Annotated in this window: 22 protein-coding genes; 12 read left to right on the top strand and 10 right to left on the bottom strand. The window is 70.2% G+C overall.

Annotated features, from left to right (window positions below):
* Nucleotides 1-22: 22 nt before the first annotated feature.
* Nucleotides 23-304, bottom strand: coding sequence for a hypothetical protein (locus Q4V64_RS32910; RefSeq protein WP_124439605.1), 282 nt, complete (start codon nucleotides 302-304; stop codon nucleotides 23-25).
* 52 nt (nucleotides 305-356) lie between these two features.
* Nucleotides 357-794: a gamma-glutamylcyclotransferase gene (locus Q4V64_RS32915; protein WP_124439604.1), complete on the bottom strand. Its 438-nt coding sequence runs from the start codon at nucleotides 792-794 to the stop codon at nucleotides 357-359.
* A gap of 83 nt (nucleotides 795-877) precedes the next feature.
* Between Q4V64_RS32915 and Q4V64_RS32920 the strand changes: the two genes are divergently transcribed.
* Nucleotides 878-2,326 (top strand): NAD(P)H-quinone dehydrogenase, encoded by a 1,449-nt coding sequence (locus Q4V64_RS32920; RefSeq protein WP_124439603.1) that lies wholly within the window; start codon nucleotides 878-880, stop codon nucleotides 2,324-2,326.
* 166 nt (nucleotides 2,327-2,492) lie between these two features.
* Complete coding sequence (locus Q4V64_RS32925) at nucleotides 2,493-3,455, top strand: DeoR/GlpR family DNA-binding transcription regulator (protein ID WP_124439602.1); 963 nt, start codon at nucleotides 2,493-2,495, stop codon at nucleotides 3,453-3,455.
* 624 nt (nucleotides 3,456-4,079) lie between these two features.
* On the opposite strand, the gene Q4V64_RS32930 is transcribed toward Q4V64_RS32925, so the two are convergent.
* On the bottom strand, nucleotides 4,080-5,852 hold the full coding sequence (locus Q4V64_RS32930; RefSeq protein WP_124439601.1) for a biotin carboxylase N-terminal domain-containing protein: 1,773 nt from the start codon (nucleotides 5,850-5,852) through the stop codon (nucleotides 4,080-4,082).
* Nucleotides 5,853-6,236: 384 nt separating this feature from the next.
* On the opposite strand from Q4V64_RS32930, the gene Q4V64_RS32935 reads away from it, so the two are divergent.
* Nucleotides 6,237-6,719, top strand: a complete 483-nt coding sequence (locus Q4V64_RS32935) for a hypothetical protein (protein WP_124439600.1) — start codon at nucleotides 6,237-6,239, stop codon at nucleotides 6,717-6,719.
* On the opposite strand, the gene Q4V64_RS32940 is transcribed toward Q4V64_RS32935, so the two are convergent.
* The 4 genes from Q4V64_RS32940 to Q4V64_RS32955 all read right to left on the bottom strand — a co-directional run bounded on the left by Q4V64_RS32940 (nucleotide 6,688) and on the right by Q4V64_RS32955 (nucleotide 9,410).
* Nucleotides 6,688-7,308 (bottom strand): nucleoside triphosphate pyrophosphatase, encoded by a 621-nt coding sequence (locus Q4V64_RS32940; RefSeq protein ID WP_124439599.1) that lies wholly within the window; start codon nucleotides 7,306-7,308, stop codon nucleotides 6,688-6,690. The two genes, Q4V64_RS32935 and Q4V64_RS32940, sit on opposite strands and share 32 nt — an antisense overlap.
* Before the next feature lie 22 nt (nucleotides 7,309-7,330).
* Nucleotides 7,331-7,459 (bottom strand): hypothetical protein, encoded by a 129-nt coding sequence (locus Q4V64_RS32945; protein WP_124439598.1) that lies wholly within the window; start codon nucleotides 7,457-7,459, stop codon nucleotides 7,331-7,333.
* Nucleotides 7,460-7,571: 112 nt separating this feature from the next.
* The gene (locus Q4V64_RS32950; protein WP_124439597.1) at nucleotides 7,572-7,781 is read right to left on the bottom strand and encodes an acyl-CoA carboxylase epsilon subunit; all 210 of its coding nucleotides are present in this window, start codon (nucleotides 7,779-7,781) and stop codon (nucleotides 7,572-7,574) included.
* Nucleotides 7,782-7,808: 27 nt separating this feature from the next.
* Nucleotides 7,809-9,410 carry an acyl-CoA carboxylase subunit beta gene (locus Q4V64_RS32955; RefSeq protein WP_124439596.1) on the bottom strand — a complete coding sequence of 534 codons (1,602 nt, stop codon included), beginning with the start codon at nucleotides 9,408-9,410 and terminating at the stop codon, nucleotides 7,809-7,811.
* A 110-nt stretch (nucleotides 9,411-9,520) separates the two neighbouring features.
* On the opposite strand from Q4V64_RS32955, the gene Q4V64_RS32960 reads away from it, so the two are divergent.
* Both Q4V64_RS32960 and Q4V64_RS32965 read left to right on the top strand, forming a co-directional pair.
* Nucleotides 9,521-10,381: a biotin--[acetyl-CoA-carboxylase] ligase gene (locus Q4V64_RS32960; RefSeq protein ID WP_124439595.1), complete on the top strand. Its 861-nt coding sequence runs from the start codon at nucleotides 9,521-9,523 to the stop codon at nucleotides 10,379-10,381.
* A gap of 102 nt (nucleotides 10,382-10,483) precedes the next feature.
* Nucleotides 10,484-11,656, top strand: coding sequence for an adenylate/guanylate cyclase domain-containing protein (locus Q4V64_RS32965; protein ID WP_124439594.1), 1,173 nt, complete (start codon nucleotides 10,484-10,486; stop codon nucleotides 11,654-11,656).
* A 218-nt stretch (nucleotides 11,657-11,874) separates the two neighbouring features.
* Here Q4V64_RS32965 and Q4V64_RS32970 read toward each other — a convergent pair whose 3' ends face one another.
* Nucleotides 11,875-12,546: a hypothetical protein gene (locus Q4V64_RS32970; RefSeq protein WP_253266902.1), complete on the bottom strand. Its 672-nt coding sequence runs from the start codon at nucleotides 12,544-12,546 to the stop codon at nucleotides 11,875-11,877.
* 173 nt (nucleotides 12,547-12,719) lie between these two features.
* Here Q4V64_RS32970 and Q4V64_RS32975 point away from each other — a divergent pair, with 173 nt between their 5' ends.
* The 3 genes from Q4V64_RS32975 to hutH all read left to right on the top strand — a co-directional run bounded on the left by Q4V64_RS32975 (nucleotide 12,720) and on the right by hutH (nucleotide 16,795).
* Nucleotides 12,720-13,577 (top strand): enoyl-CoA hydratase-related protein, encoded by an 858-nt coding sequence (locus Q4V64_RS32975; RefSeq protein WP_124439593.1) that lies wholly within the window; start codon nucleotides 12,720-12,722, stop codon nucleotides 13,575-13,577.
* 433 nt (nucleotides 13,578-14,010) lie between these two features.
* Nucleotides 14,011-15,156: a diguanylate cyclase gene (locus Q4V64_RS32980; RefSeq protein ID WP_124439592.1), complete on the top strand. Its 1,146-nt coding sequence runs from the start codon at nucleotides 14,011-14,013 to the stop codon at nucleotides 15,154-15,156.
* Nucleotides 15,157-15,256: 100 nt separating this feature from the next.
* Nucleotides 15,257-16,795, top strand: a complete 1,539-nt coding sequence (hutH, locus tag Q4V64_RS32985; protein ID WP_124439640.1) for a histidine ammonia-lyase — start codon at nucleotides 15,257-15,259, stop codon at nucleotides 16,793-16,795.
* Between the two features lie 74 nt (nucleotides 16,796-16,869).
* Here hutH and Q4V64_RS32990 read toward each other — a convergent pair whose 3' ends face one another.
* Nucleotides 16,870-17,661 carry a hypothetical protein gene (locus Q4V64_RS32990; protein ID WP_124439591.1) on the bottom strand — a complete coding sequence of 264 codons (792 nt, stop codon included), beginning with the start codon at nucleotides 17,659-17,661 and terminating at the stop codon, nucleotides 16,870-16,872.
* A gap of 42 nt (nucleotides 17,662-17,703) precedes the next feature.
* A complete protein-coding gene (locus tag Q4V64_RS32995) occupies nucleotides 17,704-18,009 on the bottom strand; it encodes an LPXTG cell wall anchor domain-containing protein (RefSeq protein ID WP_124439639.1) in 306 nt (101 codons plus the stop codon).
* Nucleotides 18,010-18,139: 130 nt separating this feature from the next.
* On the opposite strand from Q4V64_RS32995, the gene Q4V64_RS33000 reads away from it, so the two are divergent.
* The 4 genes from Q4V64_RS33000 to Q4V64_RS33015 all read left to right on the top strand — a co-directional run bounded on the left by Q4V64_RS33000 (nucleotide 18,140) and on the right by Q4V64_RS33015 (nucleotide 22,488).
* Entirely contained in the window at nucleotides 18,140-18,517 is a 378-nt protein-coding gene (locus Q4V64_RS33000; protein ID WP_124439590.1) for a hypothetical protein, read from the top strand.
* 237 nt (nucleotides 18,518-18,754) lie between these two features.
* A complete protein-coding gene (locus tag Q4V64_RS33005; protein ID WP_124439589.1) occupies nucleotides 18,755-20,008 on the top strand; it encodes an Ig-like domain-containing protein in 1,254 nt (417 codons plus the stop codon).
* Between the two features lie 174 nt (nucleotides 20,009-20,182).
* Nucleotides 20,183-21,655 (top strand): ABC transporter permease, encoded by a 1,473-nt coding sequence (locus tag Q4V64_RS33010; RefSeq protein WP_124439588.1) that lies wholly within the window; start codon nucleotides 20,183-20,185, stop codon nucleotides 21,653-21,655.
* Nucleotides 21,656-21,804: 149 nt separating this feature from the next.
* On the top strand, nucleotides 21,805-22,488 hold the full coding sequence (locus Q4V64_RS33015) for an ABC transporter ATP-binding protein (protein WP_124439587.1): 684 nt from the start codon (nucleotides 21,805-21,807) through the stop codon (nucleotides 22,486-22,488).
* Nucleotides 22,489-22,583 lie beyond the last annotated feature (95 nt).

The raw sequence follows: 22,583 nt of genomic DNA on the forward strand, positions 1-22,583 counted from the left end.
GTACGTGCGACGGCCGGTGTGGTCAGTCACCCGTGACGAAAATGTCCTTGTCGCTGAAGACTTCGACAATGAAGATCAGGAGTCGGCCCACGCTGACGGTGTACTCGATGAGGATGTTCTGCGTCAGCCGGATCGTCCGGTCGTCTCCGGTGGAGCTTATGGGCCGGGACAGGTCGGGAAACGGGTCCTGGGCGAGCATCGAGATGCCCTTGTCGAACGCGGCGCGCTGCTGTTCGTCGAGCCGGTCCCGAGCCGCTGCCGCCTGCTCGGTGTAGTGAACGGTGTACACATTCCTGCCGGTCATCGCGCTCTCCAGTTTCTGCGTCGATCCCGGTCCAGTTTGGGGTGAGATGCCCTCAGCACGGCCGTTTCCGCAGCTCCATCACGTAATCGTGTGGTGCTCCCGCCGACTCGGCGGCATCGGCGATCTCCCCGAGATAACGGGCCGACGGCAGGCCCCCCTCGTAGCCGTTGAGGACGTACGTCCAGGCCTGTTCCTGGCCGTCGAGGGTGTGGACGTGGACCCGCATGCGGCGGTAGATGTCCAGGCCCGCGCCCTCCCAGCGGTCCATGGAGTCCTCGTCCATGGGGGCGATGTCGTAGAGCGCCACGAAGACCTGGGCGATGGGGTCCTCGACGATCGTGGCCACGGCGCCCTCCCAGCCCATGTGCTCGCCGCCGAAGGTCAGCCGCCAGCCGTTCAGCCAGCCTGTCGCACGCAGTGGTGAGTGCGGTGCGCGGCGGGTCATCAGCCGCGCGTCGAGGTTGCCGGCGTAGGCGGCGTAGAGCGACATGCGTCGAGGGTACGGCAGGGGTCGCGGGTGCCTCAGCCGTCGCGTGGGCCCCGGGGGAGTGGCGTTTGGTGGCGTGCGGGACAATGGAGTACGTGACTCGGATCGTGATCATCGGTGGCGGACCCGGCGGCTATGAAGCGGCGCTGGTGGCCGCGCAGCTCGGCGCGGAGGTGACCGTCGTCGACTGCGACGGTCTGGGCGGGGCGTCGGTGCTCACCGACTGTGTGCCGTCGAAGACCCTTATCGCTACGGCCGAGGTGATGACCACCTTCGATTCGTCGTACGAGGAACTGGGGATCATCGTCGCCGACGACACGCCGCCCATGGAGCAGGCCGCTCGGGTGGTGGGAGTCGATCTCGGGAAGGTGAACCGAAGGGTCAAGCGGCTCGCGCTGGCTCAGTCGCACGACATCACGGCGTCCGTGACGCGGGCCGGGGCTCGTGTGCTGCGGGGACGCGGGCGGCTGGAGGGGATGCAGGCCCTCGACGGGTCGCGGAAGGTGATCGTGCGGGCCGCGGACGGGAGTGAGGAGACCCTCGTCGCGGATGCCGTGCTGATCGCCACCGGGGGGCATCCCCGTGAGCTGCCCGACGCGCAGCCCGACGGCGAGCGGATTCTGAACTGGACGCAGGTGTACGACCTGACCGAGCTGCCCGAGGAGCTCATCGTGGTCGGGTCCGGTGTCACCGGTGCCGAGTTCGCGGGGGCCTATCAGGCGCTCGGGTCGAAGGTCACGCTCGTGTCGTCGCGGGAACGCGTGCTGCCGGGCGAGGACCCGGACGCCGCGGTCGTGCTCGAGGACGTCTTCCGGCGGCGTGGCATGAATGTGCTGGCGCGCTCGCGGGCACAGTCGGCCAAGCGGGTCGGGGACCGCGTCGAGGTCACGCTGTCCGACGGTCGGGTCATCACCGGCTCGCACTGTCTGATGGCCGTCGGCGCCATTCCGAACAGCGAGGGCATGGGGCTGGAGGATGCCGGGGTCCGGCTGCGCGAGTCCGGGCACATCTGGACCGACAAGGTGTCGAGGACCACGGCTCCCGGTGTGTACGCCGCCGGTGACGTGACCGGGATCTTCGCGCTCGCTTCGGTGGCGGCGATGCAGGGGCGTATCGCCATGTATCACTTCCTGGGTGACGCGGTGAACCCGCTGAATCTGAAGACCGTGTCGTCGAACGTCTTCACCGATCCCGAGATCGCCACGGTCGGGTACAGCCAGGCCGACGTCGACGGCGGGAAGATCGACGCCCGGGTCGTGAAGCTGCCGCTGCTGCGCAACCCGCGCGCGAAGATGCAGGGCATCCGGGACGGCTTCGTCAAGATCTTCTGCCGGCCGGGCACGGGGATCGTGGTGGGCGGTGTGGTCGTGGCGCCGCGCGCCTCGGAACTGATCCATCCCATCTCGATCGCCGTCGACAACAATCTGACGGTCGAACAGATCGCGAACGCGTTCACCGTTTACCCCTCCCTCTCGGGGTCGATCGCCGAGGTGGCGCGGCAGCTGCACACCCGTAAGACCGGGGATGGCGGCTGACGACCGAAAGCGATTCCCCGCTGGTCACGGGGAGTTGTCGGGCATGCGTGCGGCATAGGTGCCCGGGTTGGGCCCTATACCACTTGCCGTCCTCTTGTGCGAACAACTTCTGCTATTCGGTGCAAACTGCTGAAACCAGACGGTCGTTGGGGTTACTGTCAGTTTCGTGTTCGCTGCAGAACGTCGCCAATTGATCCTCGAAATGGTGCGAGCGAACGGGGCCGTGTCGCTCCGTGAGCTCGCCCGCGTCGTCCAGACCTCCGAAGTGACCGTACGGCGGGACGTGCGCGCACTGGAGGCAGAAGGACTCCTCGACCGCCGGCATGGCGGTGCGGTATTGCCGGGCGGGTTTACGCGGGAGTCCGGCTTTCCGCAGAAATCACATCTCGCGACCGCCGAGAAGACGGCCATCGCCGATCTCGCCGCGAGCTTCGTCGAAGAGGGCGAGGCCATCGTGGTCGGGGCGGGGACCACCACGCAGGAGCTGGCCCGCCGGCTCGCGCGGGTGCCCGGGCTGACCGTCGTCACCAACTCGCTGTTGGTGGCCCAGGCGTTGGCCCATGCCAACCGGGTGGAAGTCGTGATGACCGGCGGTACGCTCCGCGGTTCGAATTACGCCCTCGTCGGCAGTGGTGCCGAGCAGTCCCTTCAGGGGCTCCGGGTCTCCCGGGCCTTCCTCTCCGGGAGCGGGCTGACCGCCGAGCGTGGGCTGTCCACGTCCAACATGCTGTCCGCGTCCGTCGACCGCGCGCTGGTTCAGGCGGCCGCCGAGGTCGTCGTCCTCGCCGACCACACCAAGCTCGGCACGGACACCATGTTCCAGACGGTGCCGACGGACCTCATCACCCGTCTGGTGACGGACGATCCGCCCGCCCACGACGACCGCGCCGCCACCGAGCTCCAGGCCCTCGCCGACCAGGGGGTGCAGATCGCCGTGGCCGGGGCGACCGGGAACCCGGGGGGTGACGAGGTCCCGGCGCGTCGGCAACAGCGCCGGGACGTGCCCCTTCCGAGCCCGCGCCGCGGTCAGGTGCCGGGCGCCGGGCCCGGGTTGCGGACGGCCCCGGTGCTCGGCGATCAGCCTCCCGGTGCGGAGCGGGCGCGGGTCGCGGACCTGCGCCGTCGCTGACGGGACGACAGCGGTACGGCCGCGCCGCTGACCCGGAACCGGAGGACGCCGCCTGGGTGGGGCCTGTCCGGCGGATCAGGCCGCAGAAAATCGGCGGCGACCTATCAACGCCGGTGAGCGGGGTCTGGTGCGTCCAGCTGCAAGGCGGAGGAGGGAGTCGACGCGGAGCGATGGGGGTCCCCCCGCGCGAGCTCTGTTCGAGCGTGGGGGAGAGTGACGACAACGCGGCAGATGGGCGCCCGCCGCGATGGGGGTCCCCCCGCTCGAGCGAAGCCGAGAGTGGGGGAGGCTAGTGTCACTGCGACCCCGCGTCTGCGGCATGATCCGCCGGACAGGCCCTAGCGGTGGGGGCGGGCGCTGACCTGACCGCGGTGATGACGCTGTGCCCGCCGACGCGGGACGGGGCTATGGGCTGGCGGCCGACGGGGAGGGCCTGCGGCTGGCGGCCGACGGGAGGGCGGGTCCGCCTTCTCGCTGCCCGAGGATCCCTCCCCGCGGATCCGGTGGTGATCTACGACCGTCCTCTGGACCACCGCCGACCGGGATCATGCCGGCGAAAACGAGGCGCCCGGCGGACCATGCAGTCGGTCCGCCGGGCGCCTCGGGATGTCGTAGAAGCCGGGATCAGTCCTTGATCTCGCAGATCGCCGCGCCGGACGTGATCGACGCCCCGACGTCGGCGGACAGGCCCTTGATGGTGCCGGACTTGTGCGCGTTCAGCGGCTGTTCCATCTTCATCGCTTCGAGTACGACGATCAGGTCGCCCTCCTGGACCTCCTGGCCCTCCTCGACCGCGACCTTGACGATCGTGCCCTGCATCGGGGAGGCGAGGGTGTCGCCGGAGGCGGCCGGGCCGGACTTCTTCGCCGCGCGCCGCTTGGGCTTGGCGCCCGCTGCCAGACCGGTGCGGGCCAGCGACATGCCGAGCGAGGACGGCAGGGAGACCTCCAGGCGCTTGCCGCCGACCTCGACGACGACCGTCTCGCGGCCCGGCTCCTCGTCCGTGTCCACGTCGGCGGGGGCGGTGAAGGGCTTGATCTCGTTGACGAACTCGGTCTCGATCCAGCGGGTGTGGACCGTGAACGGCGCGTCCGAACCGGTGAGCTCGGGGGCGAACGCCGGGTCCGTGACCACCGCGCGGTGGAACGGGATGGCCGTCGCCATGCCCTCGACCTGGAACTCGGCAAGGGCGCGGGCGGCGCGCTGGAGGGCCTGTTGGCGGGTGGCGCCGGAGACGATCAGCTTGGCCAGCAGGGAGTCCCAGGCCGGGCCGATCACGCTGCCGGACTCCACGCCCGCGTCCAGGCGGACGCCAGGGCCGGTGGGCGGGGCGAACGTGGTGACCGTGCCGGGGGCCGGGAGGAAGTTGCGGCCGGGGTCCTCGCCGTTGATGCGGAACTCGAAGGAGTGGCCGCGCAGCGGCGGGTCGTCGTAGCCGAGTGCCTCGCCGTCGGCGATGCGGAACATCTCGCGGACCAGGTCGATGCCGGTGACTTCCTCGGTGACCGGGTGCTCGACCTGGAGGCGGGTGTTGACCTCCAGGAAGGAGATCGTGCCGTCGGCGCCGACGAGGAACTCCACGGTGCCCGCGCCGACGTAGCCGGCCTCCTTGAGGATGGCCTTCGACGCCGCGTACAGCTGCGCGTTCTGCTCGGCGGACAGGAAGGGGGCCGGGGCCTCCTCGACCAGCTTCTGGTGGCGGCGCTGCAGCGAGCAGTCACGGGTCGATACGACGACCACGTTGCCGTGCGTGTCGGCCAGGCACTGCGTCTCCACGTGCCGGGGCTTGTCCAGGTACCGCTCGACGAAGCACTCGCCCCGCCCGAAGGCGGCCACCGCCTCGCGGACGGCGGAGTCGTACAGCTCGGGCACCTCTTCGAGGGTGCGGGCCACCTTCAGCCCGCGGCCGCCACCGCCGAAGGCGGCCTTGATCGCGATGGGCAGGCCGTGCTGTTCGGCGAAGGCGACGACCTCCTCGGCGCCGCTGACCGGGTCGGGCGTACCGGCGACCAGGGGCGCGCCGGCGCGCTGGGCGATGTGCCGGGCGGCGACCTTGTCGCCGAGGTCGCGGATGGCCTGCGGCGGCGGGCCGATCCAGATCAGGCCCGCGTCCAGCACCGCCTGCGCGAAGTCGGCGTTCTCCGAGAGGAAGCCGTAGCCGGGATGGACGGCGTCCGCGCCGGATTCGCGCGCGGCGCCCAGCACCTTGGCCATGTCCAGGTAGCTGGTCGCCGGGGTGTCACCCCCCAGGGCGAATGCCTCATCCGCGGTGCGGACATGCAGAGCGTCCCGATCCGGGTCGGCGTAGACGGCCACGCTCGCGATTCCGGCATCCCGGCAGGCCCGGGCCACGCGGACAGCGATTTCGCCACGGTTGGCGATGAGCACCTTGCGCACGATTGAGGCTCCCTCCTTGAAACAAGCCGAGTTTAGGGACTGCCGACACGACACTTCGACCCGTCCCCATTGGTGAGCTTGCCCACACGGAGCGTGATGCGAGGCTTGCTCGACCCGCGAAATCCCTTGTCGCACCTCGGTACGCAGGACTCCTCCGGGAAACCCTAGCCCTCCTGTGTGGTCAAGGTCTCTGTGGTGGCGTGCTGCGGCCCACTCTGTTTCTTTGTGGAGTCCCTACGAATGGCCCAATGATTCTTTGCCCTCCGCCGGACTCTTGTCCCCGGGTTTACCCGTTAGTAGCGTTCACGATGTCCGAACGTACTTCGGGTAACCGCAGTCTTGCTCGACTGTCTCTGGAAGAGCTCTGAAAGTGGGTGGGGACCGGTGGTGCGCAGACCGGTGGCGTGGGTCGTGGCGGTCGTGCTCTTCGCCGAGGCGCTGGGCATCGCCCTGCTCAACTGGTACCTCGGGACCGTCGTCGACCGGCAGAACATGTCCCTCGCCGGTCTCGACCCGCATCTGATGTCCTCGTCGTCGAAGATCGGCGGGATCGTCTTCGGCCTCTACTTCGCCCTGTGCGGCCTGGTCGCGCTCCTGGTCGCCGTGCGCGGCCGCCGCCCCGCCGGGCTCGGCCGCATCCTGCTGATCAGCGCGGCCGTGGTGCACGGGCTGCTGGGCGCGTTCGCGTGGGGACTGGTGGGCTGGCCGCAGTTCCTGTTCATGATGCTGGTGCTGGCCCTGATCGTGCTGCTCCTGATGACGTACGACGGTCAGGGCGGGCCGGAGCCCGCCGATGCGACGCCGGACGGCACCAAGGGCGACGGCGGCTCGCCGATCACGCCTGGGCCGGCGCCCACAACTCCGTGATGCCGATGCCCAGATCGGCCAGCAGCCGGCGGACGAGGGGCAGGCTGATGCCGATCACGTTGCCGTGGTCGCCGTCGATGCCGTCGATGAACGGGGCCGAGCGGCCGTCGAGCGTGAACGCCCCGGCGACGTAGAGAGGTTCACCCGAGGCGACGTACGCGGCGATCTCCTCGTCGGTCGGGTCGCCGAAGCGGACGACGGTGGAGGCGGTGGCGGAGGCGTACCGGCCGCTGAGCGTGTCGTAGACGCAGTGGCCGGTCTGGAGCGTGCCGGCCCGGCCGCGCATGGACTTCCACCTGGCCGTGGCCTCCTCGGCGTCGGCGGGCTTGCCCAGCGCCTCGCCGTCCAGCTCCAGGACCGAGTCGCAGCCGATCACCAGAGCGCCCTTGACCTCGGGCTTCGCCGCCACCACGGACGCCTTCGCCTCGGCGAGGGCGAGAGCCAGGTCGGCGGGGGTGGGCGCGGTGACGGCGTCCTCGTCGACGCCGCTCACGATCACTTCGGGGTCGAGTCCGGCCTGGCGCAGCAGACCGAGCCGGGCGGGAGACTGGGAGGCGAGGACGAGTCGGCGGCGCGGCTGATCAGTCATACGGTCAGCGTATCGGCGACCCTCATCGGACGCCGAGCACGATCATCGCGAGCACCATGGCGACCGCCATGAAAACGCCCAGCCGCCGAAGCATGTCCTGCATGTCGCGCAGTTCCTTCGGCGGCTCGTCGTCGGGGTCGGACCACAGCATGCGACCAGCGTGCGCTGGGCTGGAAGCCGTTTGCCTGAGTATGCGTACTCAAATCGGCGCCCGGTGTTGCTCCACTGCGCGCGGTTCCCCGCGCCCCTCAGGGCGTTGCCGCTTACCCCGGCCAGAAAGTGCGCGCCCACGCCGTCGGGCCCGGCTGCGGCAATCTGTGTGCTGCGATGCGGGACGGGTCCGACCAGGCGTCCCGGGCGGTGGACGCGCCGGGCGGCTCGGCGGGTGCCGCCGCGGCGCGCGCGCGGACCACCGCCAGGGCGGCGGCCAGCTCCTCCGGGGTCGGATTGCCCCGTACGACCTTGATCGTCATGACGGTTCCCAATCGATCGACGTGGGCCTAGAGGGGGATGTTGCCGTGCTTCTTCGGGGGCAGGGATTCCCGCTTGGTGCGCAGTTGACGCAGGCCCCGTACGACATGGCGGCGGGTTTCGGACGGCATGATCACGGCGTCGATGTAGCCGCGCTCGGCCGCGATGTAGGGGTTGAGGAGGGCGTCCTCGTACTCCTGGATGAGCCGCGCCCGGGTCGCCTCCAGCTCACCGGCGGCCTCCGCCTCCGCGATCGTGCGGCGGTGCAGGATGTTGACCGCGCCCTGGGCGCCCATGACGGCGATCTGGGCGGTGGGCCAGGCCAGGTTGAGGTCGGCGCCCAGGTGCTTGGAGCCCATGACGTCGTAGGCGCCGCCGAAGGCCTTGCGGGTGATGACCGTGATCAGCGGGACGGTGGCCTCCGCGTAGGCGTAGATGAGCTTGGCGCCGCGGCGGATGATGCCGTCGTGCTCCTGGTCGACGCCGGGCAGGAAGCCGGGGACGTCGACGAAGGTGATGACGGGGACGTTGAAGGCGTCGCAGGTGCGCACGAAGCGGGCCGCCTTCTCGCTGGCCTTGATGTCGAGGCAGCCGGCGAACTGCATCGGCTGGTTCGCGACGATGCCGACCGGGTGGCCCTCGACCCGGCCGAAACCGGTGACGATGTTCGGCGCGAACAGCGGCTGCGTCTCGAAGAACTCGGCGTCGTCCAGGATGTGCTCGATCACCGTGTGCATGTTGTACGGCTGGTTCGCGCTGTTCGGCACGATCGTGTCCAGCTCGGCGTCCTCGTCGGTGAGGGCGAGGTCCGCCTCCTCGGGGAAGACCGGGGGTTCGCTGAGGTTGTTGGACGGCAGGTACGACAGCAGCTGCTTGACGTACTCGATGGCGTCCTTCTCGTCGCCGGCCATGTGGTGCGCCACGCCGGAGGCGGAGTTGTGGGTACGCGCGCCGCCCAGCTCCTCGAAACCGACGTCCTCGCCGGTGACGGTCTTGATGACGTCCGGGCCGGTGATGAACATGTGCGAGGTCTGGTCGACCATGACGGTGAAGTCGGTGATCGCGGGGGAGTACACCGCGCCGCCCGCGCAGGGCCCGACGACCAGGCTGATCTGCGGGATCACGCCGGAGGCGTGGGTGTTGCGGCGGAAGATCTCGCCGTAGGCGCCGAGGGAGGCGACGCCCTCCTGGATGCGGGCACCACCGGAGTCGTTGATGCCGATGACCGGACAGCCGGTCTTCAGCGCGAAGTCCATCACCTTGACGATCTTCTGGCCGTAGACCTCGCCGAGGGCGCCGCCGAAGACGGTGAAGTCCTGGGAGAACACGGCGACGGGGCGGCCGTCGACGGTTCCGTACCCGGTCACGACCCCGTCCCCGTACGGGCGGTTCTGGTCCAGCCCGAAGTTGGTGGACCGGTGCCGCGCGAACTCGTCGAGTTCCACGAAGGAGCCCTCGTCGAGCAGCAGTTCGATGCGCTCACGGGCCGTCAGCTTGCCCTTGGCGTGCTGCTTCTCGACGGCGCGTGCGGAGCCGGCGTGCGTCGCCTCCTGGATGCGGCGCTGGAGATCCGCGAGCTTGCCCGCGGTCGTGTGGATGTCGATCTCGTGACGCTCTTCCGGCTCGGACATCGGGATGTGGCTCCCTGCCTGCTCAAAAGGGGGGACGGTTACTCATCCGTAGAGTAGTGGGGGGTCCACCGATCGGCAGTGCGGCGTTTACCACACCTAGTCTGGCTTGCATGACGCCACGAGATGCAGCAGACGGCAGCCGTTGGTCCGACCTGGACCGTCCGCCCTTCAACGCCGCGGCCCTGCGGCGCGGACTGGTGCGGGAAGGCTCGCTGTGGTCGGGAGTGGACGTCGTGCCGCGCACCGGCTCCACCAACACCGATCTGGTGGCCCTGGCGGCTGCGGGCAAGGCGGCCGAGGGCGCGGTCCTGGTCGCCGAGGAGCAGACCGCCGGTCGGGGACGCCTGGACCGGCAGTGGACGGCACCGCCCCGCTCAGGCCTCTTCTTCTCCGTCCTGCTCAAGCCCACCGAGATCCCGGTGGCCCGCTGGGGCTGGCTCCCGCTGCTGACCGGGGTGGCCGTGGCGACGGGGTTGTCGCGGGCGGCGGGCGTGGATACGGCGCTCAAGTGGCCGAACGACCTGCTGGTGACCGTGGGCGGAGAGGAACGCAAGGCCGGCGGGATCCTGGCGGAGCGGGCCGGGGACGACGGCGTCGTCGTCGGGGTCGGCATCAACGTCACGCTGCGCGAGGACGAGCTTCCGGTGCCGCAGGCGGGCTCGCTGGCGCTGGCCGGGGCGGTGAGCACGGACCGGGATCCACTGCTTCGGGGGGTACTGCGGGCGCTGGAGGACTGGTACGGGCGGTGGCGGGCCGCCGGGGGCGACCCGGCGGCGAGTGGCTTGCAGGAGACGTACGCCGCCGGGTGCGCGACCCTCGGACGGAGGGTTCGGGCCGAGCTGCCGGGGAACCGGTCGGTCGTCGGTGAGGCGGTGGCCGTCGACGGCGACGGACGGCTGGTGATCGCGACGGAGGAAGGGGTGCAGGAACCGGTGGGAGCGGGGGACATCGTGCACTTGCGGGCGGGATGACCTCCGTATTGTCGGACCACTCGCGGAGTGAGCTACCGCACACCTGCCGTAGAGTTGAGGCCGGTCGATACCTGACCGTGACAGATCGGAAGGGCAGCAGGCGTGACCGTCGACGACACGGGCTCCGGCGCGGACGCGGACGGCCGGGAGGAGCGTCCCCCACTCTCGAGTTCGCTCGAACGGGGGGACCCCCACGCCGCCGACCCCGGCGAGGACTCCGGCGAGGACCCTCTCGCCCTGCGTATCGAGCAGCTCATCCTCGGCGCCGAGCGGCGCTACACCCCCTTCCAGGCGGCCCGTAGCGCGGGCGTCTCGGTGGAGCTGGCCACCCGCTTCTGGCGGGCCATGGGCTTCGCCGACATCGGGCAGGCCAAGGCGCTCACCGAGGCCGACGTCCTCGCACTGCGCCGGCTCTCCGGTCTCGTCGAGGCGGGGCTGCTGAGCGAGGCGATGGCCGTGCAGGTGGCGCGGTCCACCGGGCAGACCACCGCCCGGCTGGCCGAATGGCAGATGGACACGTTCCTGGAGGGGCTGACCGAGCCCCCGGAACCCGGGATGACGCGCACCGAGGTGACGTACCCGATCATCGAGCTGCTCCTGCCCGAACTGGAGGAGTTCCTCGTCTACGTCTGGCGGCGCCAGCTCGCCGCCTCGGCGGGCCGGGTCGTCCAGACCGCCGACGACGAGGAGATGGTCGACCGGCGCCTCGCCGTCGGCTTCGCCGACCTCGTCGGATTCACCCGACTGACCCGCCGCATGGAGGAGGAGGAACTCGGCGAACTCGTCGAGGCCTTCGAGACCACCGCCGCCGACCTGGTCGCCGCGCGCGGCGGACGGCTCATCAAGACGCTCGGCGACGAGGTGCTGTACGCCGCCGACGACGCGGGCGTGGCCGCCGAGATCGCGCTGCGCCTCATCGAGACCATGGCGAACGACGAGACGATGCCGGAGCTGCGCGTCGGCATCGCCTTCGGCACGGTGACCACTCGAATGGGCGATGTCTTCGGTACGACCGTGAACCTCGCGTCCCGGCTGACGTCCATAGCCCCGCGCGACGCCGTCCTCGTCGACAGCGCCTTCGCGGAGGAGCTGATCCGTACCGCGGAGGCGCCCGCCTCGGAGGCGGAGGCGGCCGAGGCCGTGGCCGCCGCCGAGAAGGAGGGCGAGGAGCCGCCGACGTACCGCTTCGCGCTCCAGCCGATGTGGCAGCGGCCGGTGCGTGGGCTGGGCGTGGTCGAGCCGTGGCTGCTGACTCGGCGGGACGGCGGGGGGTAGCCGCGGCCGCCGCGGGTTCTTTCGTCGGTCGTGGCGGGCGATCGGCTGGCTGGCTAGTGCCCCGGCAGGCAACGTTTGCCCGTCAAGGAGCGGCGTCCGGTGCGTGCTCTCGGCGTGCCGGCCGGAAGCCCTCGTACTGGACGTACTTGGGCTTTCGGCCGGTGCGGCGAGAGTGCGTGCCGGGCGTCGCGACGGGGCGAACGTTGCCTGTCGGGGCACTAGTCGAGGCACACGTTGATCAGCGGTAGGCACAGGCCGGGCCGGTCTGGGTGATCCGACTGGTCCGGCTGGTCCGGCTGTGGGGCCGGGAGCGGCGAGGTGCGGCTCGGGGGCGGGGTAGGTGCCGGGCGTGGGGCCGTGGGCGTCGAGGCCGGTGGCCGGGGTGCGGTGGTGGGTCGTGCGGTGGTGGGTCCTGCGGCGGTGCCGGTCGCGGTCGGGTTCGGGGCGTCCGGGATGGTCGTGGGGACGGTTGCTGGCCGTCCCTGGGCGTCGGTCGCGTACGGCGTGGGGGACAGGGACCTGACCCGGTGAGGTGTCGTGCCCGTCCCGCCCCCCGGTGAGGTCGCCGTCGGGCTCACCTCGGGGGTGCTCCCCGTGGGGGCGGCGGAGTTGGCGGGGCTGTCCGTGCCGGTGTCCAGATCCGGGCTGGGTTCGGCCTCCGAGGTGCTGAGGCTCTGGACGTTCGTGTCGGGTGTCAGGCGTACGAGGCTCAGTACCCCGGCCGCCACGGCCAGGCCGCCGGCGGCGAGCAGCATCTTGCGGGGGCGGGGCTTGCGGTGACGGCCGCGGGGGCTTCGCAGACGGGTTCCGGGGTCGTACGACTCGGGCTGTGCGGTCGCCGTGACCTGCGTGGTCGCTCTCTCCGGCCTCTCCTGCGTGTTCGTCGTCATCTCCCTCGACCCCTCCCCGATGCGCTCACGCCCCCTGTACGCCGTGGCGGACGCACGTTATGCGCTCTCGTGGGCGGTGGGGTGGCAGTCGGGCGGTATGTCACTCGAACGGGGTCTCGGGCGTCGATATGATCTGGGCAGTGTTGTTAACACACGTTAACCGGGAGGGTGTCATGGGCGGTGTCACGGGCGGTGTCACGGGCGAGGAGCGGTTCGGGGAGTTCGTGCTGGTACGGCGACACGGGGGCGAGGGCGGGCACGGGGCCGAGGGCGCCGGGCATGGGCATGTCGCGGAGCTGGTCCTCGATCGGCCCAGGGCCATGAACGCCGTCTCGACGGAGATGGCCCGGTCCATCGCGGCGGCCTGCGCCGCGCTGGGCGGGGACAGGAGCGTGCGGGTGGTCGTGGTGACCTCCACGCATGAGCGGGCTTTCTGCGTCGGGGCCGACCTGAAGGAACGCAACTCCTTGAGCGACGCCGAGCTGGTGCGACAGCGGCCGGTGGCGCGGGGGGCGTACACCGGGGTGCTGGAGCTGCCTGTGCCGACGATCGCGGCGGTGCATGGGTTTGCGCTCGGGGGTGGGTTCGAGCTGGCGCTGGCTTGTGACCTGATCGTGGCGGATCGTACGGCGGTGGTGGGGTTGCCGGAGGTGTCCGTGGGGGTGATTCCGGGGGGCGGTGGTACGCAGCTGCTGCCGCGGCGGGTGGGGGCGGCGCGGGCGGCCGAGCTGATCTTTACCGCGCGGCGGGTGGAGGCTGTGGAGGCGGGGGAGCTGGGGCTGGTGGATCAGGTGGTGGAGGAAGGGCGGGATCGGGAGGAGGCGTTGGTGCTGGCCGGGCGGATCGCGGGGAACTCGCCGGTTGGGCTGCGGGCGGCCAAGCGGGCGTTGCGGTTGGGGCAGGGCTTGGATCTGCGGGCCGGACTGGAGGTCGAGGACGCGGCTTGGCGGGCGGTGGCGTTTTCGGGGGATCGGGCGGAAGGGGTTGCGGCGTTCAATGAGAAGCGGCGGCCTTCTTGGCCGGGGGAGTGATTCGGACGTGTGCTTTTAGGGTGCCGGGGGCGGGTCTGGGCCGGTTGGTGGTGCCGTCTGTTGTCTGGTTGCCCCGGGGTGGGGGCTGGGCGGGGGTGGGTCGCGCGGCCCGGCGCTGCGGGGTGCCGCCTGCGCCCACCCGTGCCGCCCCTGGGGGCACCTCCCAGGCCCTTAAGGCACTGGGGGAGGCACGAATGCCCGCAGCCAGCGGGGCGCGATCGCTTGTGAGGGTCACCTCTTGGCCGACCGAGTCAAATGGTGGGTGGGCATAGGCCGGGGGTCTGGGGGCGGAGCCCCCAGCGCACGACTGTCCGCAGGCTGGCGGCGTCGGCTGTGCCCAGTGGCTCCCGCACCCGGCGCCGGCTGTCGCCGGCGGTCACCCCAGCGCCGCGTCAAGTGACCGGTTCGTCCCGATTCTCCCTAGCCTGGAGTGATGGGTGAGGACAGTCGGCTCGCCGCCGTGGTGGCGTTGGCTCAAGGCATGGCGGCGGCCCGTTGCTCGCGGGAGGCCTGGTGGGCCGCCGCCCATGGGGCGTGCCGCGCGCTCGGGGGGAGTTTCGCCGCGCTGTCCGTGTGGGAGCGGGAGCTCGGACGGCTCAAGGTCCTGGTCAACGTGGGTGAGCGGGCCGAGGGCGAGGAGGAGTTCCCGGACGACGAGGCCTACCCGGTGCACCAGTTCGCCGAGATCACCGAGTTCCTGCACGAACGGTGGGCCGGCGGCGGCGAGCCCAACGCCTGGGTGGAGACGGCGGAGGGACCGGCGGCCGGCCGCCGCCCCGGTTACGTCCACCAACGCGTCGCCGCCCTGCGCAGGAGAGGCCGCGGCTCCTGCGTCGTCGCGCCGATTGTGCTGCACGGGCGGGCCTGGGGCGAGCTGTACGTCGCCCGCCCGGTCGGCGCCCCCGTCTTCGACCGCGCCGACGCCGACTTCGCCACCGTCCTGGCCTCCGTCGTCGCCGCCGGCATCGCCCAGACCGAGCGGCTGGAGGAGGTCCGCCGACTGGCGTTCACCGACGCGCTCACCGGTCTCGCCAACCGCCGCGCCGTCGACGCGCGCCTGGACCGGGCCGTGGAGCGGCACCGTAAGGAAGGCGTCGTCGTCAGCCTCGTCGTCTGCGACCTCAACGGGCTCAAGCGCGTCAACGACACCCACGGGCACGCCGTAGGCGACCGGCTCCTCGAACGCTTCGGATCCGTCCTCTCCCTCTGCGGCGCCATGCTGCCCGGCACCATCGCCGCCCGCCTCGGCGGCGACGAGTTCTGTCTGCTCGCGGTCGGGCCGCCCGCCGACGAGGTCGTCAAGGCGGCCGACGAACTCTGCCGCCGGGCGGCCGAGTTGGAGCTGGGGGAAGGGGTCGCCTGCGGGGTCGCGTCCACGGGGGATCCCATCGGGGAGGTGCGCTCGGCCCGCCGGCTGTTCCGGCTCGCCGACGCGGCCCAGTACCGGGCCAAGGCCGAACGGTCCACCCGGCCGGTCGTCGCCGGACGCGAGGGCCCCGACGATCCCGTCGTACGACTGGCCGACGAACCCTCCGTCGAGCCGACCGCGGAGCGCCGCCGCTTCCGCGGACGTCACTGACGATGTTCACGGTACTGAAGGGTGACCCATCGGTAAGGGGTGAACCCGGCCCCCACTGGTGACATTCTCGAATTCACTGCGTACGCTCCTGAATATGGATATGCACACTGTGGTGGTGGGGACGTCCGGCGTGACCGCGTCCGACGTTCTCGCCGTGGCGCGCGCCGGCGCCCGGGTCGAGCTCTCCGAGGAGGCGGTAGCCGCCCTCACCGCGGCCCGGGAGATCGTGGACGCGCTGGCCGCCAAGCCCGACCCCGTCTACGGCGTGAGCACCGGCTTCGGCGCCCTGGCGACCCGGCACATCAGCCAGGAGCTGCGGGCCCGGCTGCAGCGCAACATCGTCCGCTCGCACGCCGCCGGGATGGGACCGCGGGTCGAGCGGGAGGTCGTACGCGCCCTCATGTTCCTGCGGCTGAAGACCGTCTGCTCCGGGCGCACCGGCGTCCGCCCCGAGGTCGCGCGGACCATGGCCGACGTCCTCAACGCCGGCATCACCCCGGTCGTCCACGAGTTCGGCTCCCTCGGCTGCTCCGGCGACCTGGCCCCGCTGTCCCACTGCGCCCTGACGCTCATGGGAGAGGGGGACGCCGAAGGGCCCGACGGGGTCGTACGGCCGGCCGGCGAGCTCCTCGCCGAACACGGGATCCAGCCCGTCGCACTGCGCGAGAAGGAGGGCCTCGCCCTCCTCAACGGCACCGACGGCATGCTCGGCATGCTGGTCATGGCCCTCGCCGACCTGGAGACGCTGTACAAGTCGGCCGACGTGACAGCGGCCCTGTCGCTGGAGGCACTCCTCGGCACCGACAAGGTCCTCGCCCCCGAACTGCACGCCATCCGCCCGCACCCCGGGCAGGGCGCCAGCGCCGCCAACATGCTGGCCGTACTGAAGGGTTCGGGCCTGACAGGGCATCACCAGGACGACGCGCCCCGCGTCCAGGACGCCTACTCCGTGCGCTGCGCACCGCAGGTCGCCGGCGCCGGGCGGGACACCATGGCCCACGCCCGGCTGGTCGCCGAGCGCGAGCTGGCCTCCGCCGTGGACAACCCGGTCGTCCTGCCCGACGGGCGCGTGGAGTCCAACGGTAACTTCCACGGCGCCCCGGTGGGCTACGTCCTCGACTTCCTCGCCATCGCCGCCGCCGACCTCGCCTCCATCACCGAGCGCCGCACCGACCGGCTGCTCGACAAGAACCGCAGCCACGGTCTGCCGCCGTTCCTCGCCGATGACGCCGGCGTGGACTCCGGGCTGATGATCGCTCAGTACACGCAGGCCGCGCTGGTGAGCGAGATGAAGCGGCTCGCCGTACCGGCGTCGGCGGACTCCATCCCGTCCTCCGCCATGCAGGAGGACCACGTCTCCATGGGCTGGTCGGCGGCGCGCAAGCTGCGCACGGCCGTCGACAGTCTCACGCGCGTCATCGCCATCGAGTTGTACGCCGCCACGCGCGCCGTCGAACTGCGTGAGGGGCTGACCCCGGCGCCGGCGTCACGGGCGGTCATCGACGCCGTACGGGAGGCGGGGGTGGAGGGCCCGGGACCGGACCGGTTCCTGGCGCCCGACCTCGCCGCCGCGGACGCGTTCGTGCGGGCCGGGCGGCTGGTCGCGGCGGCGGAGACGGTCACCGGGCCGCTGCGGTAACCGGTCAGCGGGCCGCTGCGGTAAGCAGAACGGGCCTTGTCGGTCGGGTCGGCGAACCGGCAAGGCCCGTCGGATCACTTGAGCTTGGCCGCCTGCGCGTCGATCACGGCCGCCGGGACGTCGTACGCCTTGCCGGAGGTGACCAGGGCGAGGTTCACCGTGTAGTACGTGGCGATGGTGTTGCCGTGACGCACCACCTCGGTGTGGAAGACGCCCGTCCCGTCGCCGTCCATCGCGGATTCGGCGGCGAACGCGACGGACTCGTCACCGGCGCCCGAGGCCTTCTCGGGGGCGATCTTGGTGATCTTCGTGTCCGTGCCCTCGGCGCTGAAGCCGAACCCGCCGGAGCAGGCCGTGACCCCGTCGGAGACGGCCTTGAAGGCCTTTTCCGCGCCGTCGCCCTCGTACGAGGACAGGCCCACGTAGGTGGCGGCGAGGTTGAACGCCTCGCTGAAGTCGCCCTCGGCCAGGTCCTCCAGGGACGTGGAGGCGGAGTCCGACGGAGCCGCCTGGGTGACGGTGTTGCTCGCCTGCGCGTCCGTGTCCCCCGGCGGGAGCGCCGCCATGGAGTGGGCGACGGGCTCGCACTCCGCCTTGTCGACCTTCAGCACGCTCTTGGAAGCGGGCAGGGTGTCGTCACCGGAGGTGACCTTGTAGCCCTCGATCTCGCCCTCGGCGAGCAGCAGCTTCTCCAACTCGGCCGCGCTGTACGCCTTCGCGGCGACGGTGGGTGAGGAGGAGGACCCGGAGTTCGCGGAGTCCTTGGAGTCGTCCGACCCGTCGCTGGAACAGCCCGTCATAAGGGCGAGCGACAGAACGCTCACGGCAGCCGTGGCGCTCATGCGCGCGCCCGTTGATCTCTTCATGGGCGGACTATGAAGGTTTTCTGAAGATCGCGTCAAGCGAGTTCAAAAACCGAGACGTTCCCGGCGAACCGAGTACACGACGAACCCGGCACCCAGAGTGAGGAAGAGGGTGCCTCCGACGACGTACGGGGTGGTGTCGAAGCTGCCCGTGTCCGCGAGTTGCGTGCCCTCGGCGGTCGTGCTCGACGTGCTGGACGTACTCGTGGACGCGGCCCGCGCCTGGGTCGTGACCTGCGACGTCGGGGTCGCAGAGGGGTCCGTTCTGGCCGGGTGGTCCGCCGTCGCGTTGGCGGAGGGGACGAACCACAGGGCGCCCAGCAGGGTCCCCGCGGCGGTGGCGGTCAGCAACGGACGGCGAGCGGATGACACGGAATATCGATCCCCTTGTGGCGCTGGCGAATTGGCCGTGTGGGGCGATGTTAGTGAAAGGCGCGGGTCACGGGAAAGTCACGGGAGCGACGGGCCGTACGCTCCGGGCATGAGCACTGAAGAGACATCACGTTTTGTGCGCCTTCGCGTGGAAATTGTCCTGGAGGTCGACGACGCCGGCGCCGTGTCCGAGGCCGCGCTGGGGCGGATCGCGAAGGACGCCGATATGCCGGCCGAGGAACGGGTACACGCCGAGAGCGCTGTGACAGAAGACACCGCGGAGGCCCTCGCGTATCTCGTGGACCCGTTCGACCTGGTCAGCGGGGTGCCGGGGGTCGAACTCGCGCAGGCCTCCTGGAGCAGCGAGCAGATCGACTACGACCCCGATTCGCCGGAATGGGACATCGACGAGGATGATGTCGACGAGGACGACGACGAAGTGGACGTCGTCGACGACGTCGACGACGGACAAGAGGCGGCCGGCTGAGCCCGCTTGGGGAAATCGTGACCCCGGGCGGAAACCGCCGCCCGGGGTTTCGTCGTCTCAAGAGGCGCACGGACCGACACTCCCACCACCCGCCACGCGGACGTGGTGTGCCCCACACCTTCGAAGAATGTGGAACGGGACGAACCGGTCGTAGCGTTGAAGGCTTATGGGCGGGGACTCTCGGCTCGACGGGGCTCTCGGTGTTTTGGGGATTCGGCAACGATGGAGAAGCGTGTGATGACGGTCGGTAAGCGGCGCAAGGGCCTGACGGTCGCGTCCGCACTGCTCGGCGGTGTGCTGGTGCTCACGGCGTGTTCCGGCGGCGGCGACGACGCCTCCGGGAGCGACGGGGGCGGCGACAGCTCACAGTCCAAGGTGGACGAGGCGGCCGCCAAGAAGACCTCCGAGGCCCAGATCAAGATCACGCCCAAGGACGGCTCGGACAACGCCTCGATCAACAACTCCGCCGCCGTCACCGTGAGCAAGGGCACGCTCACGGACGTGAAGATGACGACCACCGAGGGCACCGAGGTCAGCGGCCAGATATCCGCGGACAAGCTCACCTGGAAGCCCAGCGCCCAGCTGGAGCGGTCCACCACCTACAAGGTGACGGCGGAGGCGAAGGACGCCGACGGCCGCGTCGCCCACGAGAACGCCTCGTTCACCACGGTCTCCCCGGCCAACAGCTTCATCGGCAACTTCACGCCGGACGACGGCACCACGGTCGGCGTCGGCATGCCCGTGTCGATCAACTTCGACAAGGCGATCACCAACAAGGCGGCCGTCCAGAAGGGCATCACCGTCTCCACCACCAGCGGCCAGGAAGTCGCCTGCCACTGGTTCAACGCCAACCGCATGGACTGCAGGCCCGACAAGTACTGGCAGGAGAACTCCACCGTCACGCTGAAGCTGGCGCTCGACGGTGTCGAGGGCGCGGACGGGGTCTACGGCGTCCAGCAGAAGACGGTCACCTTCAAGATCGGCCGCAACCAGGTCACGTACGTCGACGCCAAGACCAAGCAGATGAAGGTCACGCAGGACGGCAAGACGGTCAGGACCATCCCGATCTCCGCCGGCGCGCCCGACAACAAGACGTACGAAGGCCAGATGGTGATCTCCGAGAAGTTCAAGGAGACCCGGATGAACGGCGCGACGGTCGGCTTCACCGACGACGACGGCAAGGGCGAGTACGACATCAAGGACGTGCCCCACGCCATGCGTCTGTCCACCTCCGGCACCTTCGTCCACGGCAACTACTGGGGCGCCAAGTCCATCTTCGGCAGCGTGAACACCAGCCACGGCTGCGTGGGCCTGTCGGACACCAAGGGCGCGAACGACCCGAACACGCCGGGTGCGTGGTTCTACAACAACTCGATCATCGGTGACGTGGTCGTCGTGCAGAACACCGGCGACAAGACCATCGCGCCGGACAACGGGCTGAACGGCTGGAACATGAGCTGGGAGCAGTGGAAGGCCGGCTCCGCCGCCTGACGTCCCCGCAGTTTCAGGCCCGCACCCTCAGGTTGACCCGATGCCGCCCCCAGGGGCGGCATCGGTGTTTTCGGCATCGGTGTTTTCCGGGGGCTCATGGTCGCCCACAGCCTTCTCATCCATCTCTTATGTCAGCCTTATCCCTTCATCACGCGCCGTACCTAGCTTTCGGCCATGTTCTTCACCTACCTGAGGCGCGAGCTGCGCCGCCGCAGAAAGGCGGCCCTCGTCGTCGCCTCCGGGCTCGCGCTGGGCATCGCGCTGGTCATCGTGGTCAACTCCGTGTCGTCCGGCATGGGCAAGGCCCAGGACAAGGTCCTCCAGTCGTTGTACGGCCTGGGTACGGACATGACAGTCACCAAGGCGGCCGAACCCACCGCCGACAGCTCCGATCGCCCGCGGTTCCAGTTCGACGCGCAGGGCGACGGCTCCGGCGAGGAGCAGAGCAGCGATCGCGTCCTGGTACGGGGCTTCCAGACCCTGGCGACCTCGACCGTCACCAAGGTCGGCGCGCAGAGCGGGGTCTCGGACGCGGTGGGCGGGCTGAGCCTTCAGGTCGTCAAGGTCAGCGGGGAGTTCACCCCGGGGCAGTTCCAGCAGAACGGGGAGGGTGGTCAGCAGCCGGGCGGTCCCGGCGGGGGCGGTAGCGGTCAGCCGCAGGGTGAAGTGCAGGGCGGTGGCGCGAACTTCGACGTCAACAGCTACTCGGTGTACGGCACGGACGTCACCAAGCCGGCTCTCGGACCGTTGACCTCCTCGAAGATCACCAGCGGTCGTACGTTCGAGTCGTCGGAGGCCGATGCCGAGGTCGCCGTCGTCGACTCGGCGTACGCCAAGGAGAAGAAGCTGAAGGTCGGCAGCACGGTCACCATCAAGGACACCAAGTTCAAGGTGATCGGCATCGCGACCGCGGACAGCGGGGACGCGGCCGCCAACCTCTACATCCCGCTGAAGCCGGCGCAGACGCTGAGCGACTCGAAGGACAAGGTCACCACGATCTATGTCCAGGCGACCGACTCCCAGAAGATCGACAGTGTGAAGTCCGAGGTCCAGAAGAACATCTCGGGTACGACGGTGACGACCTCCGCCGATCTCGCGGACACGGTGTCCGGGTCCCTGTCCACGGCGTCCTCGCTCGCGACCAGTGTGGGCAGGTGGCTGTCGATCGTGGTGCTGGTGGCGGCGTTCCTGGTGGCCGGGTTGCTGACGTCCTCGGCGGTGTCCCGGCGGGTGCGGGAGTTCGGGACGCTGAAGGCGCTGGGATGGAAGTCGGGGCGGGTCACTCGGCAGGTGGTGGGTGAGGCCGTCGTCAACGGGCTTGTCGGTGGGGCGTTGGGGATCGCTCTCGGGCTGGCGGGGGCGTATGTCGTGACCGCCATCAGCCCCACGTTGCAGGCGGAGTTGGGCGGCGGTACCGGGGGTGCCGGGGGTGGCTTCGGTGGCGGTCCTGGGGGAGGGGGTGGCTTCGGTGGTGGTCGGCAGGCTGCGACCAGGACGCTTGAGGTCGCGCTCACCGCGCCGGTCAGTCTCGCCACGATCGGCCTGGCGGTTGGCCTTGCCGTGGCCGGGGGGCTGATCGCGGGTGCCTTTGGTGGGTGGCGGGCTTCTCGGTTGCGGCCTGCGGATGCGCTGCGGCGTGTCGAGTAGCTGACGTCGGCTGGGGCTGGGCGGGGGTGGGTCGCGCGGCCCGGCGCTTACGGGGTGCCGCCTGCGCCCACCCGTGCCGCCCCAGCGGCACGACTGCCCGCAGGCTGTGACAACTACCAACCCTCATACCTCTCCCAGGAGTTGCACCCATGTACGAACTCAAAGACGTCACCAAGCGCTACACCCGGGGCAAGGAAACCGTCGACGCCCTCGTCGGTGTCGATCTGACCATCGCCGACGGCGACCGGCTCGTCATTCAGGGGCCCACCGGTGGCGGCAAGTCCACATTGCTGCAGATGCTAGGTGGGCTGGACCGGCCGACCTCCGGGGAAGTCGTGCTCGACGGCACGGACATGGCCCGGTTGTCCGAGGCGCGGCTCACCAAGGTGCGCAGCGAGAACATCGGTTTCGTCTTTCAGAGCTTCAACCTCATCCCGACGCTCACCGCACAGGAGAACGTCGAGACCGCCCTCGTACCGCTCGGCGTGAAGACGAAGGAGCGGCGCGAGCGGGCCGCCGAGGCGTTGAGGTCGGTGGGGCTCGGTGAGCGGCTCGGGCATCTGCCCGGCGAGATGTCCGGCGGTCAGCAGCAGCGCGTCGCGATCGCTCGCGCGCTGGTCAAGCAGCCGAAGGTGCTGCTGGCCGACGAACCCACCGGAAACCTCGACGAGTCGATGCGCGACGAGATCATGGACGTACTCGAACGCATGTGGAAGGAGCTCGGGCTGACGTTCATCATGGTCACCCACGACTCCTCGATCGCGAAAAAAGCCCCGCGGGTGGCGACGATCCGCAAGGGGAAGATCACGGTGAAGGAGAACGCCGCCTCGTAGCCGTCTCATCGCCGCCTCTTAGCCGTGTCATAGGGGAGAATTTCGGAACTGGCCGAGGATATTCGCTTCCCCGGCGATCGTGTAACAGACCTTTC

It is taken from the genome of Streptomyces sp. NL15-2K (assembly GCF_030551255.1).
Lineage (GTDB): Bacteria > Actinomycetota > Actinomycetes > Streptomycetales > Streptomycetaceae > Streptomyces.